General features: G+C 64.1%; 13 protein-coding genes and 1 other RNA gene. 4 read left to right on the top strand and 10 right to left on the bottom strand.

Features of this window, described 5'->3' with window-relative positions; all coding sequences use genetic code 11:
* Positions 1-105: 105 nt before the first annotated feature.
* The 6 genes from AC0L2K_RS28090 to ffs all read right to left on the bottom strand — a co-directional run bounded on the left by AC0L2K_RS28090 (position 106) and on the right by ffs (position 6,026).
* Positions 106-1,332: a lytic murein transglycosylase gene (locus tag AC0L2K_RS28090; RefSeq protein WP_473532922.1), complete on the bottom strand. Its 1,227-nt coding sequence runs from the start codon at positions 1,330-1,332 to the stop codon at positions 106-108.
* Positions 1,333-1,549: 217 nt separating this feature from the next.
* On the bottom strand, positions 1,550-2,155 hold the full coding sequence (gene recR / locus AC0L2K_RS28095; RefSeq protein WP_023802085.1) for a recombination mediator RecR: 606 nt from the start codon (positions 2,153-2,155) through the stop codon (positions 1,550-1,552).
* A gap of 276 nt (positions 2,156-2,431) precedes the next feature.
* The gene (locus AC0L2K_RS28100) at positions 2,432-3,319 is read right to left on the bottom strand and encodes a cell wall hydrolase (protein ID WP_473532923.1); all 888 of its coding nucleotides are present in this window, start codon (positions 3,317-3,319) and stop codon (positions 2,432-2,434) included.
* Between the two features lie 245 nt (positions 3,320-3,564).
* Positions 3,565-3,888: a YbaB/EbfC family nucleoid-associated protein gene (locus AC0L2K_RS28105; RefSeq protein ID WP_023802083.1), complete on the bottom strand. Its 324-nt coding sequence runs from the start codon at positions 3,886-3,888 to the stop codon at positions 3,565-3,567.
* Positions 3,889-3,982: 94 nt separating this feature from the next.
* Positions 3,983-5,824, bottom strand: a complete 1,842-nt coding sequence (locus tag AC0L2K_RS28110; RefSeq protein ID WP_473532924.1) for a DNA polymerase III subunit gamma/tau — start codon at positions 5,822-5,824, stop codon at positions 3,983-3,985.
* A gap of 105 nt (positions 5,825-5,929) precedes the next feature.
* Positions 5,930-6,026: signal recognition particle sRNA small type (gene ffs / locus AC0L2K_RS28115), an RNA gene on the bottom strand.
* Positions 6,027-6,391: 365 nt separating this feature from the next.
* Here ffs and AC0L2K_RS28120 point away from each other — a divergent pair.
* From AC0L2K_RS28120 to AC0L2K_RS28130, 3 genes are read left to right on the top strand one after another with little or no spacing between them, the layout of a single operon-like run.
* Positions 6,392-6,811, top strand: a complete 420-nt coding sequence (locus tag AC0L2K_RS28120) for an HIT domain-containing protein (protein WP_023802081.1) — start codon at positions 6,392-6,394, stop codon at positions 6,809-6,811.
* Positions 6,812-6,845: 34 nt separating this feature from the next.
* Entirely contained in the window at positions 6,846-7,787 is a 942-nt protein-coding gene (gene nudC / locus AC0L2K_RS28125) for an NAD(+) diphosphatase (protein WP_473532925.1), read from the top strand.
* A gap of 18 nt (positions 7,788-7,805) precedes the next feature.
* Positions 7,806-8,132, top strand: a complete 327-nt coding sequence (locus tag AC0L2K_RS28130; protein ID WP_287345325.1) for a Dabb family protein — start codon at positions 7,806-7,808, stop codon at positions 8,130-8,132.
* Here the strand turns inward: AC0L2K_RS28130 and AC0L2K_RS28135 are convergent.
* From AC0L2K_RS28135 to AC0L2K_RS28150, 4 genes are all read right to left on the bottom strand, one after another.
* Positions 8,096-8,746, bottom strand: a complete 651-nt coding sequence (locus AC0L2K_RS28135; protein WP_287345369.1) for a glutathione S-transferase family protein — start codon at positions 8,744-8,746, stop codon at positions 8,096-8,098. The two genes, AC0L2K_RS28130 and AC0L2K_RS28135, sit on opposite strands and share 37 nt — an antisense overlap.
* A 92-nt stretch (positions 8,747-8,838) precedes the next feature.
* Complete coding sequence (locus tag AC0L2K_RS28140; RefSeq protein ID WP_473480064.1) at positions 8,839-9,642, bottom strand: alpha/beta hydrolase; 804 nt, start codon at positions 9,640-9,642, stop codon at positions 8,839-8,841.
* A 44-nt stretch (positions 9,643-9,686) separates the two neighbouring features.
* Positions 9,687-10,550 (bottom strand): prephenate dehydratase, encoded by an 864-nt coding sequence (locus AC0L2K_RS28145; RefSeq protein WP_023802077.1) that lies wholly within the window; start codon positions 10,548-10,550, stop codon positions 9,687-9,689.
* A 27-nt stretch (positions 10,551-10,577) separates the two neighbouring features.
* Positions 10,578-11,306, bottom strand: a complete 729-nt coding sequence (locus tag AC0L2K_RS28150) for a 3-deoxy-manno-octulosonate cytidylyltransferase (protein ID WP_023802076.1) — start codon at positions 11,304-11,306, stop codon at positions 10,578-10,580.
* Positions 11,307-11,499: 193 nt separating this feature from the next.
* On the opposite strand from AC0L2K_RS28150, the gene AC0L2K_RS28155 reads away from it, so the two are divergent.
* Positions 11,500-12,162, top strand: a complete 663-nt coding sequence (locus AC0L2K_RS28155; RefSeq protein ID WP_287060216.1) for a c-type cytochrome — start codon at positions 11,500-11,502, stop codon at positions 12,160-12,162.
* The last annotated feature ends 39 nt before the right edge of the window (positions 12,163-12,201 follow it).

The following is a 12,201-nucleotide window of genomic DNA, read 5'->3' on the forward strand; positions in this document are numbered from 1 at the left end:
TCACCATATCCGGCGGTTTCAGGCGCGGCAACGAGCATTTGCAAAGCTGTTTGTTGGGCCAGGATCAGCCAGCCGCCGCCGCCGGAATCGGCACCCGCAGTCGCCCTATTTCAACGCGGTGACCAGGTCGGCGTCGGGAAAACAGGTGGCGGCGCGACCGTTCCTTGCCTGCCATTTGCCGATCGACCGGCGCGTCTTGAAACCGGGCAGGCCGTCGGCGCTGCCGACGTCGTAGCCCTCGGCCTCCAGCGCCCGCTGCAAGGTGGCGATGTCGGACCTGTGGAGCCCGCCGACAGCACCCCAGCGCCCAGAAAAATTGCTGTCGCCATTGGCGATGCGGTCAGCACCGTGGCCGATGAACAGCGCGTAGAGATCGCTGGTGTTGTATTGCTTCAGGACGTAGAAATTGGGCGTGACGATGAAGGCCGGACCGCTGCGCCCGGCCGGCATCAGAAGGAATCCTTCGGCCTTCAATTCGCGCGCCGGGAACGGTCTTGCCGCGACACGCTTGATGCCCATATCAGCCCACTGGGAAATCCTCTTGCCCTGGTCCGGACCTTCGAGCGAACAGGAGACCGCTTCCGGCACCGTCACCTCAAAACCCCAGCCGCGGCCCTTCACCCAGCCATAATGGACGAGGTAGTTGGCGATCGAGGCCAGCGTGTCCGGCACCGAGTTCCAAATGTCGACCCGACCGTCGCCATCGAAGTCGACGGCATGTTTGAGGAACGAACTCGGCATGAACTGCGGCTGGCCGAGTGCGCCGGCCCATGACGATTTCATCGCGCCGACCGGGGCCAGCCCGCGCTCCACGATCTCGAGCGCTGCCATAAGCTCGGTGCGGAAGAAATCCTTCCTGGTCGCCATGAAGGCCTTGGTCCCCAGCACTTCGAAGGCGTCGTAAGGCATTTTCGCCGCGCCAAAGCCGCTCTCGCGGCCCCAGATCGCCAGCAGCACCTCGCCCGGCACGCCGTAGCGCTTCTCGATCGCAGCAATGGTCCTGGCATTGGCCGCCTTGCGGGTGTGCCCACCAGCGGTCACGGCGCGAACCGTCTTTTCGGCGAAATAGGCGCCGGGCGAACCGAACTCCGCCTGATGCTGCTTTTTCGGCGTCGTCGCCTTTTTGCCCGGCATTACCAGGTCGGGCAGTTTGAGGTTCGGTTTGATGCCGTCGAAGGCGGCGTCGAAGGTTTTTCTCAAGATGCCTTTGGCGTTGGCCTCGGGCCAGAGGTCGTTGTTGAGCCAGGCACGGAACTGGGTGTCGAGTTTTGTGGCGGAGGCGGGAGTGGCGAGCAGGAATGCAGTCAGTGCGGCGAGAAAAAAAGCAGCCAATCTGCAAAGTCCGCGTTCTGTCGCGCCCCCCTCTGTCCTGCCGGATATCTCCCCCACTTGGGGGAGATTCGCAGCTTTGATTTTGTCGCCAATCTTGCAACATTGAAGACTGGCGAAAACAGGCGCGACAGCCAATCTCCCCCCTCGTGGGGGAGATGTCCGGCAGGACAGAGGGGGGCGCGACGGAATGCAATCATCTCAATAGGCCCCCCCTTCCTCAAAACGCCGTCCGCGAGCGCAGTGCCGCGGCCAGCGTGCCTTCGTCGAGATAGTCGAGTTCGCCGCCGACCGGGACGCCATGCGCCAGCCGCGTCACCTTGATATCGAAGCCGGACAACTGATCGGTGAGATAATGCGCGGTGGTCTGACCCTCGACGGTGGCGTTGACGGCAAGGATCACCTCCTTGACCTCGCCGCCGGCGACGCGGTCGACCAGCGAGCGGATGTTGAGCTGCTCGGGGCCGATGCCGTCGAGCGGCGACAGCGAGCCGCCGAGCACGTGATAGCGGACATTCATGGCGGCCGCCCGCTCCAGCGCCCACAGGTCGGCCACGTCCTCGACGACGATGAGCGTGCCGGCGTCGCGGCGCGGATCGGTGCAGATCATGCAGGGGTCGGACGTATCGACATTGCCGCAGGTCGAGCAGATGCGCACCTTGTCGACCGCCTCGCTCATGGCGGCGGCGAGCGGCGACAGCAACTGCTCCTTCTTCTTGATGAGGTGAAGCGCTGCCCGCCTGGCCGAACGGGGCCCAAGCCCCGGCACCTTGGCCAGGAGTTGGATCAGGCGTTCGATCTCGGGACCGGCGATTCGCTTCGACATCGCATCGGTTTAGGATTTTTCAATTGGTTTTGGAACTCTCCTGCGGCGCGGCTGCTGCGAACAATCGCCCAGGTTTGCGCTGCCCCTCATTGCCCTGCCGGGCATTTCTCCCCGTATAGTGACGGGGCGAAAGACGCCATCTCAAATGATTTGCCAATTTCCGGCGTTGCAGGAAGGGTGCCAAGGTTGCGGCCAGATCCCTTCTCCCCGTCACTATCCGGGGAGAAGGTGCCGGCAGGCAGATGAGGGGCGGCGCCGACGTCGACCGTCGATCGCCTAGTAGGCTTCCAGCGGCCTGCCCTGGCCGGCGATCATCGCACCGATGGCATCGGTGTTCTCGGGTGTCGATTCAAACGACATCGTCGGCTCGGCCGGCGCCGCCGAAAATGACGTAGCTGGTTGCGCACCGGCGGTGCTGCCGAAACGGGCGGCGTCCGGCTCCTGCATCGCCACAAAGGTCACCTTCTCCGGCGTTGCCTTCCCTGGAGTAGCCTTTGCCGGTTGCGATGCGACCGCCGTCACATAGGTCACCTTGCTGGGCGCCGCCTTGGCGGCCGGCGCAGCAGAGGCCATGAGCGTCACCCCTGCGGCGCGCGACCGCCGCGGCGTCGCCTGTGCCACCGCGACCGTGGGCTCGTCCGGCAATGGTTTCCAGTTCCGGCCGCGCTTTTCGTAGAAGGCGTTGCCGCCGGCGACCATGGTGTAGTGCATGTTCTTGTAGGGGAAACGCAGACCGGCGGTGTGAAAGAACATCGAGTTCTTCAGCTTGGCCTTGCGCTCGCCCCTGAGCACCGCCTCGGCGGCTTCCTCGACATCGGGCATCGCCTTCGAATTCATCGGCCGTGTCATCACGCCCGGCGCGAACTGGCCGCGTTCGCCGACCACCTGGCAGATGGTGTTGCCGTGCTTGCCGGAGCGCAGCCGGTTCATCACCACCGTGCCGACGGCAATCATGCCGTCGCGGCTCGACCGGGTGGATTCGAAGAACATCGCGCGCTGGAGGCACTCCTTGTCCTTCGCTGTGTGATTGTAGGGCCGGGACCTAGCGGTATCGGTCAGGCTGGCCACGGACAGGCCGTGCGTGGTCTGACTGCAGGCGGCCAAAAACAGCGGAGAGGTGATGACGCCGAGCAGCAACGGCGTCTTCCATCGGGTCACGATCAAAGATATCCCCTCATTCTGTCGCCAGCCCGCCCCTGGTTGCGGCAAGAATGAGACACTTTCGGGCAAAAAGATGGCTAAAGCGTTATTAAGTGAGCAGAGTTGCCGAATGGACACAGCTGGCGGGCAGGTGGGCGTTGATCGCTGCGCTCTTCGGCCACCTGTGACGGCATGGCCTTCGAGTGTCGCGGCTTCGCAGCGGCCGGCCGGGCCAAAGCCATGGTCTCGCTCGACCGGCATACAGCCTCTTAGAACGGCAGCTTCATTCCCGGCGGTATCGGCAGTCCTGCGGTCAGTGCCTGGGTCTTTTCCTGCATCATCTGTTCGACCTTGGCCCTGGCGTCATTGTGGGCGGCGAGAAGCAGATCCTCCAGAATCTCGACCTCGTCCTCCTTGAACAGCGACGGGTCGATTTTCAGGGACTTCATCTCGAATTTGCCGGTCAGCGTCACGCTGACCAGGCCACCGCCGGCCTGTCCGGTGGCTTCCAACGTGGCGATCTCGTCCTGCATGGCCTGGAACTTGGCCTGCATTTCTTTCGCCTTGCCCATCAGGCCGAGAAGATCTTTCATCGCGTGGTCCTCTACGATTGATTTGTTTCTTTTTTAAGCATGATCGTCTCCGAAAACCGGCTCCCATTTTTTTGCTTCGGCGACCTTCGGTTGCTCAGGTTTCGTCTTCGTCGGTGGCCGGCTCGATCGGAACCTCGGCCTCCACCGCATCGGCTTCCGGTGCGTCGGGAATGCGCACGTCGATGATCTTGGCGCCGGGAAAACGCGCCAGGATGGCGGCGACGGTCGGGTCGCTCTTGGCATCAAGGAGGGCGTTTTCGCGCTTGGTCGATTCCATCTCGGCCAGCGTCTGGCCGCCCGCTTCCTTCGACAGCGACACCAGCCAGCTGCGTCCGGTCCAGGCGCGCAATTTGGCGGTCAGATCGTTGAGCAGCATCTTCGGCGCGTCATCGGTCAGGCTGACGTCGATGCGGCCCGGCTCGATGCGCACCAGGCGCACGCAGCGCTTGACCAGCACCTTGAAGGCGATGTCGCGCTGGGCGTCGGCAAGGGCGATGATGTCGGCCAGCGATTTCACCGGCACCGGCGGCGCATCGGCGACCGGCTCCGGCGCCGGAACGAAAGGCGCAGGCATCGGCTCGGGTTCGACCAGCCGCATGGTCTGGGCGCCGCCATTGGCCGCCGGCACCCGCGTCTGCGCCACGCTGGCGCCGCCATTACCGGGATTTGCTGGGCCGGGATTTGCCGGGCCGGGATTTGCGGCGGCAGAGGTTGCGCGTGCATCATTCGAGCGTGGCGCGCCATTCGGCACCGACGCTGCGCCCTCCAGCGATTTCAGCGCCTCGTCCAGTGTCGGCAAGTCGGCGGCATGCGCCAGCCGGATCAGCACCATTTCGGCGGCGCTGACCGGCCGGTTGGAGGACTGCACCTCGGGAATGCCTTTCAACAGCATCTGCCAGGTCCGCGACAGCACCCTGACCGACAGCGCCTTGGCGAAATCGGCGCCGCGCCGTCGCTCGTCCTCTGACAGCGAGGCGTCCTCGAGGGCTGTCGGCACAAAGCGCAGTCGGGTGACGAGATGGTTGAACTCGGCCAGGTCGGTCAGCACAGCGGCCGGATCGGCGCCGGTGTCGTACTGGTTGCGGAATTCGGCCAGTGCGGCCGCCACATCGCCCTTCATCACATGTTCGAACAGGTCGACGATGCGGGCGCGGTCGGCCAGCCCGAGCATGGCGCGCACCGCTTCGGCGCTGACCGCGCCGCTGCCATGGGCGATCGCCTGGTCGAGAATGGACAGCGAATCGCGCGCCGAGCCCTCGGCCGCACGGGCGATCATCGCCAGCGCGTCGTCATCGACCGCGATGCCTTCTTTTCCGGCGATCGAGGAGAGGTGCGCGACCAACGTGCCGGCATCGATACGCCTGAGATCGAAGCGCTGGCAGCGCGACAGAACGGTGATCGGAACTTTTCTGATTTCGGTGGTGGCGAAGATGAATTTGACGTGCGGCGGCGGCTCTTCCAGCGTCTTCAGCAGGCCGTTGAAGGCCTGCGTCGAGAGCATGTGCACTTCGTCGATGATGTAGACCTTGTAGCGCGCCGACACCGGCGCGTAACGCACGCGCTCGATGATGTCCCTGATGTCGTCGATGCCGGTGTGCGAGGCGGCGTCCATCTCGATGACGTCGACATGGCGGCCTTCCATGATCGCCTGGCAATGCTCGCCCGGCACGGCAAGATCGACCGAAGGCTGGTCGACGGTCGATGTTTTGTAGTTCAGGGCCCGCGCGAGTATGCGCGCCGTCGTCGTCTTGCCGACACCGCGCACGCCGGTCAGCATCCAGGCCTGGGCGATGCGGCCGGTGGCGAAAGCGTTGGTGAGGGTGCGGACCATCGGCTCCTGGCCGATCAGTTCGGAGAAATTGGCAGGACGGTATTTGCGCGCCAGAACGCGATAGGCGGCGGCCTTTTCCGTTCCCGAATTTCCGGCTTCGCTCATTCGCCCGTAAAGCTCCAAGGGCCGCGGCTCAAGGCGGCCGATTCCTGCGCATAGTTTCGCCCGCAGGGCTTGGCGCCGTCAATGTCGCGGGAGAAAGGCGAAGAGGTGGGAGGCTGGAACAATGACCCGTTCCGGGCTCGTTAGGGCTGCTTCCTTCCGGACCTGACCCGGTTGGCGAGTGGACCGTCCACCACCAACCTCCCGCTTTCCATATCGGCAATCCGGCGATGAAATGCAAGGGCGCAGTGACAGGCGGCGAAACCAGAAAATAAAAAAACCGCCTCGGAGGCGGATCGCTGGCGCGAATAAGCACCATGTTGAAACTACTGGCATAGCGGCCGGCACAAAGCAAGAACAGATGAACGAAAGCCATGGCCGGCAGACCAGAGGGGGCGAGATGGTGACTTCATTCCAGCCCAAAGTCTTGGCAGGCCATACCCTGAGTCCTTCGCCGGACCATCATCGCCACGATAGGCCTTGATTCGCTTGCCGCCCTCTTGCGGGCTAACGGCCGCCGCTCTAGCGTCCATGGAGTAAAAAAATACTACAAAAGTGAAGGAAACGCCGATGTCGCCGGGCCTCGAGGCCGGATTCACGCTGGATGCTCGTCTGGAGGCCGACAGCGAGCAGTTGATGTGGCTCGGCCTGTGCGAGTTGCGCGTGATGAACGACCGCCGCTGGCCGTGGCTGCTTCTGGTGCCGCAGCGGCCGGGCGCGGAGGAAATCCATGATTTGACGCCGCTCGACCAGGCGATGCTGACCTTCGAGACCAATATGGTGGCGCAGGCGCTGAAAAGCGTGACCGGCTGCACCAAGATAAACAGCGGTGCACTTGGCAACATCGTCCGCCAGTTACATGTTCATGTCATCGCGCGCTCGGAAGGCGATCCTGGCTGGCCGGGGCCGGTGTGGGGGCACGGTATGCGCGAGCCCTACGAGCGCTCGGACCTCCGCCGGTTTGCGCAGAAGATAAAGGCGGCGCTATAAGCCTATCCCGTGTCCATCCTGAAGTTGAGTCTCGATGAGCTTCCGCCTGTTTGACGCGCCCTTGCGCGAGCCGAGCCAGTTCGTCGGCTTTGCCGGCAACATGATCGACCGGCAATCGGAAAACCGCGCCGACGATTCCGTCGAAAAGGCGCTCGCCGATCCTTCAGCCAGGCTTTTGCTGATGCATGGCGGGCGGCTCTACCTGAAGCTCATTGGTGGCGGCTTCGACCCCTGGTTCGGCGCCGAGGAAAGCCGGCCGCTCGAGGCGTCGCTCGACCGTGGCGTCCTGCTCGGTTTTTCCGACAGCGGCCCGGTGCTCGCCGTACCGGCCCGCATCGACCCCGAACAGCTGCCCGATACGACCAAGGCTATCGACTATCGCTCGGTCTACATGCAGGGGCTGATCGACGAGGCGGCGGCCGGCGCGATGGCGCAAGGAGCAGCGCTGCTCGCCTGGCATGCCAGCCACCGCTTCTGCAGCAAATGCGGCGCTGAAGCCGCGATGCGGGCCGGCGGCTACAAGCGGCTTTGCCCGGCCTGCGCCACCGAGCATTTTCCGCGAACCGACCCGGTGGCGATCATGCTGACGGCGACGCGTGAAAAATGCCTGCTCGGCCGCGGCCGGCATTTCGCGCCCGGCATGTATTCGGCGCTTGCCGGCTTCATCGAGCCGGGCGAGACGATCGAGGCGGCGGTGCGCCGTGAAACGCTGGAGGAAGCCGGTATCCGGCTTGGCCGCGTCGTCTATCACGCCAGCCAGCCCTGGCCGTTTCCCTATTCGCTGATGATCGGCTGCTTCGGCGAGCCGCTCAACGACGACATCCAGGCCGACCTCAACGAGTTGGAAGACTGCCGCTGGTTCTTTCGCGACGAGGTGCTGTCGATGCTGGCCCGCGAGCATCCGGGCGGCCTGGTCACGCCGCCGAAGGGGGCGATCGCCTACAACCTCATCCGCGCCTGGGCCGACAGCGCATAGCCTGCAGGGGAAGCAAAAATGATCCGTCATACAGTGGTGTTCAGGCTGAAGCACAAGGAGAACTCGGCCGAGGAGGCAAAATTTCTGGCAGACGCCAAAATACTGGCGGCGATACCGGGCGTCGAGAAATTCGAGCAGTTGCGGCAGGTCAGCCCGAAGAACGATTATCGCTTCGGCTTCTCGATGGAGTTCGCCGATCAGGCTGCCTATTCCGGCTACAACGACCATCCCGACCACGTCGCCTTCGTCCGCGACCGCTGGATCCCGGAAGTCGCGGCGTTTTTGGAGATCGACTACGCGCCGCTGAGTCAAGTTGGTGACTTGCCGGTGAAAACCGCCAGTTGAGCGGCGAAAGCACGCTTGTAGGCGGGCCGGGCTTCGCCGCGGGCGACATAGGCGGAGAGGTTCGGATATTCGTCCAGTATACCCGACCCGCTCAACCTTAGCAGCACGTGCACCATCATCAGGTCCCCGGCGCTGAACGCGCCATCGAGCCAGTCGGCATCGCCAAGACGACCGGAAAGCTCGCCCAGCCGGTCACGGATGCGATCTTCGACCATAGGCAGGCGCTGTTCGTGCCAGGTCTCGTCGCGCTCCAGGAGCACGGCGGTTTGGCGTTCAAGGATCGGCGGCTCCACGGTGTTTAGCGCGGCAAACATCCATGAGATTGCGCGCGCCCTGGCATTCGCCTCGTCTGGCAGCAGGCCCGCATGGCGCTCGGCGATATGGAACACGATCGCCCCCGACTCGAACAGCGCGAGATCGCCTTCTTCAAAGGTCGGAATCTGCCCGAAAGGATGAAGCGCGAGATGCGCGGGTTCCTTCATCGCTTTGAACGAAACGAGACGAACCTTGTAAGGCTGGCCGACTTCTTCGAGCGCCCAGCGAACACGCATGTCGCGCGCCAGTCCCCTGCCGCGATCGGGCGACCGTTCAAAGGCGGTGATGGTGGGGCTCATTGGCAGGCCTTCATCTCGTCGTCTCCCTTCTTCGATTGCGGCAAGCAAAGGACGAATGTCGCGCCGGAATTCCGACATCTGCGAATTGTTTTTCAATCGCTCATGACCGCCGCAACGGAGGCGCGTAGCGCTCCGGCGAAGTCGGGATGGTCATAGAGGTCGTTGTGGCCAGCCGCTATGGCGATGTGGCTGCGCAGGTCGCGGGCAGCCTCGCGCAGGGGCGCCGAACGCGCCGCAGGTACGATGGTGTCGTTCTCGGCGGTGATGACGGCCGTGGGCACATCGAGGTCGCGCAGAGATTCCGCTGCCTCCATGCGGTGCCGCAGCAAGAGGCGCACCGGCAGCCAGGGATAGTGGTGAGCGGCGAGTTCTCTCAGCGAATCGAAGGGGGTCACCATGACGATGCCGCGCAACGGCCGGGACGTCGCCAGATCGGCCGCAACCGCAGCGCCGATGCTAAGGCCGATCGCGAGGATGCCGGCTTTGGCATCGCTGGCCAGCTGGTCAAGGGCGCGTCGGGCGTCCTCGAACAGGGCGGCGGCCGACGGGCTGCCGCTGCTCGGCGCATAGCCGCGGTAGTGCAGCGCAGCGACCTCATGTTCGGGAAATAACTGGTGCAGCATGAGGGCAAGTGCGTCGGCGTTCCAGGCGTTGCCGGCAAACCCCAGCAGCAGCGGGCGTGGCTCGGCCGGCGCCTGCCTTGCCGGCAGGCGGACCAGAACGACGCGCTCGCCATCCTCTGTCGCCAGTTCGACATGGCGGGCCCCAGCCGGCAGATCGGGTCCGAAAGCCGCAAGGCCGGCCGGAAAGATCAGCCAGGACTGGAGCACATACACGACCGCAACAATCACCGCATACAATCCAGCGACCGCGAGCGTCAGTTTCAGAAGCCACATCGCAGCAATGTCGCCCGATGCTCGTCACCTGGCAAGGCGCTGAGCTAGTCCGCCACCTTCCACTGCTCACGCGACTGGCTGGCCGGGTAGACGCCCAGAATCCGCATTTCGCGCGAGAAGAAGGCAAGCTCGTCGAGCGCCAGTTTTACCAGCGGATCGTCGGGATGGCCCTCGATATCGGCGTAGAACAGGGTCGCGGTGAATGCGCCGAGCTGGTAGCTCTCCAGCTTGGTCATGTTGATGCCGTTGGTGGCGAAGCCGCCCATCGCCTTGTAGAGCGCGGCCGGCACGTTGCGGACGCGGAAGATGAACGTCGTCATCATCCTGGCATCGGCCGAGGGACGTTCGGCCCACTGCCTGTTCCTGGTCAGCACGACGAAGCGGGTGACGTTGCTGTCGGTGTCCTCGACATTCTGCTCGATGATGTCGAGCCCATAGAGCGTCGAGGCCAGAGCCGGCGCCAGCGCCGCCATGGTGCGGTCCTTCAGCTCGGCGACCAGCTTGGCGGCGCCCGCCGTGTCGCCGGCGACCACCGGCTTCCAGCCGTTCTTGCGGATATATTTGCGGCACTGGCCGAGCGCATGGATGTGGCTGTGCACGGTCTTGATCTGGTCGCGCCTGACGCCCGGCAGAACCATCAGCTGGAAATGGATCGGCAGGAAATATTCGCCGACGATGTGCAGCTTCGATTCCGGCAGGAGATGATGGATGTCGGCGACGCGCCCGGCAATCGTGTTCTCGATCGGGATCATGGCGAGGTCGGCCTTGCCGGTCTCGACCGCGTTGAAAGCATCCTCGAAGGTCGGACACGGCAACGGCTCCATATCAGGGAACATGTTGCGGCAGGCGGTGTCGGAATTGGCGCCCGGCTCGCCCTGGAAGGCTATTCTGTTGGTTTTCTCAGGCATGCCAAATGTCTCAGGTGTCCAAATGTCTCAGGTTGAAAGGATGGTTCTGGCGCGTTCGAGATCGTCCGGCGTGTCGACGCCGAACGGCGCCGACTGCACGATCTCGGCGTCGATGCGCATGCCGGCCTCCAGCGCCCGCAACTGCTCGAGCTTCTCGCGCCGTTCCAGCGGCGACGGCTGCAGCGCGACAAAGCGCTCGAGCGCTGAGCGGCGATAGGCATAGAGGCCGATGTGATGATAGAGCGGCCCATCGCCCCAAGGTGCGGTGGCGCGGGTGAAATAGAGCGCCCGCAGCCGTGTCTCCGACTGCGGCGAGCCGACGATCTTGACGACATTCGGATTGGTCTTTTCCTCGTCGCGGACGATCTCGATGCCAAGCGTGGCGATGTCGATCGTCGCATCCTCGAAAGGCCTTAGCGCGGCCTTGATGATGTCGGGATCGATGGTCGGCAGGTCGCCCTGCACATTGACGATCGTTTCGACCTTGCGCCCGGGATCCAGCGTGGCTAGCGCCTCGAAGATGCGGTCGGAGCCCGATTCATGGCCGACGCGCGTCATCACCGCCTCGAAACCGTGCGTGCGCACCGCCGCCGCCACGCTCTGGGTATCGGTGGCGACCACCACCCGGCCGAGCCCGGCCTCGGCGGCGCGGCGGGCGACATGGACGATCATCGGAACGCCGGCGATGTCGGCCAGCGGCTTGCCCGGCAGGCGGGTCGAGGCCATGCGGGCCGGGATGAGGATGAGCGTGGACATCGGGTGATGAAGCATCCGAAAAAGAGGAAGGGAAAAGTGGCAAAAGGTCTCACTGGAAGCGCCCTTATAGGTGTTGCAACGCCAGAGCAAAAGACCTAGTTTCCGCCCGATTTGACCGCCTCGCGGGGTGGTTCACGATTACCGACGGACGGAGTGGACGGATCGGTCCGCCGGAAAAGGGAGCCTGGGGCGTATGGACTCTTTCGAAATCAACAAGCTGATCGGCGGCCTGCTCGGAACCGTGTTCGTCGTCTTCTCGGTCGGCATCATATCCGACGCGCTGTTCGCCTCCCCAGCACCGGAAAAACCCGGCTACGCTATCGAGGCGACCGAGGAGCCTGCCGAGGGCGGCCCGGCAGCCCCCGCCGAAGCCAAGCCGATCGCCGACCTCCTGGCCAACGCCAATGTCGAGGCGGGTGCGTCCGTGTTCAAGAAGTGCCAGGCCTGCCACACCGGCGAAAAAGGCGGACCGAACAAGGTCGGCCCTGATCTCTGGGATATCGTCGACCGTCCCATCGCCGAGCATGCGGGCTTCGCCTATTCGGCCGGCATGAAGGAGTTTTCCAAGGGCGGCGCGGAAAAATGGACGTACGACCACCTCAATAACTTTCTGCTTTCGCCGAAGAAGCTGGTGAAGGGCACGGCGATGGGCTTCGCCGGCCTGCCGAAAGACGAGGACCGCGCCAACGTCATCGCCTATCTGCGCACGCTGTCGGACAGTCCGAAGCCGCTGCCGACACCCGGCGCTTCGGCCGAGAATGCAGCCGCGCCCGCCGAAGGCGCGGCGCCGGCCAAGCCGGCAGAGGGCGAAGCACCGGCCGCCCCTGCTGCTCCCGCACCAGCTCCGGCGCAATAACGCAATTGTAATCGAAACATTCCTTGAAAAAGCCGGGTT

This window comes from Mesorhizobium sp. WSM4817, assembly GCF_055811135.1.

Bases quoted from the DNA above. Each gene is read 5' to 3' on its own strand.
- AC0L2K_RS28140 (WP_473480064.1), bottom strand. From the start codon at position 9,642: ATGTGGCTTCTGAAACTGACGCTCGCGGTCGCTGGATTGTATGCGGTG.
- AC0L2K_RS28145 (WP_023802077.1), bottom strand. From the start codon at position 10,550: ATGCCTGAGAAAACCAACAGAATAGCCTTCCAGGGCGAGCCGGGCGCC.
- AC0L2K_RS28150 (WP_023802076.1), bottom strand. From the start codon at position 11,306: ATGTCCACGCTCATCCTCATCCCGGCCCGCATGGCCTCGACCCGCCTG.
- AC0L2K_RS28155 (WP_287060216.1), top strand. From the start codon at position 11,500: ATGGACTCTTTCGAAATCAACAAGCTGATCGGCGGCCTGCTCGGAACC.
- nudC (WP_473532925.1), top strand. From the start codon at position 6,846: ATGAGCTTCCGCCTGTTTGACGCGCCCTTGCGCGAGCCGAGCCAGTTC.
- AC0L2K_RS28105 (WP_023802083.1), bottom strand. From the start codon at position 3,888: ATGAAAGATCTTCTCGGCCTGATGGGCAAGGCGAAAGAAATGCAGGCC.
- AC0L2K_RS28130 (WP_287345325.1), top strand. From the start codon at position 7,806: ATGATCCGTCATACAGTGGTGTTCAGGCTGAAGCACAAGGAGAACTCG.
- AC0L2K_RS28110 (WP_473532924.1), bottom strand. From the start codon at position 5,824: ATGAGCGAAGCCGGAAATTCGGGAACGGAAAAGGCCGCCGCCTATCGC.
- recR (WP_023802085.1), bottom strand. From the start codon at position 2,155: ATGTCGAAGCGAATCGCCGGTCCCGAGATCGAACGCCTGATCCAACTC.
- AC0L2K_RS28120 (WP_023802081.1), top strand. From the start codon at position 6,392: ATGTCGCCGGGCCTCGAGGCCGGATTCACGCTGGATGCTCGTCTGGAG.
- AC0L2K_RS28135 (WP_287345369.1), bottom strand. From the start codon at position 8,746: ATGAGCCCCACCATCACCGCCTTTGAACGGTCGCCCGATCGCGGCAGG.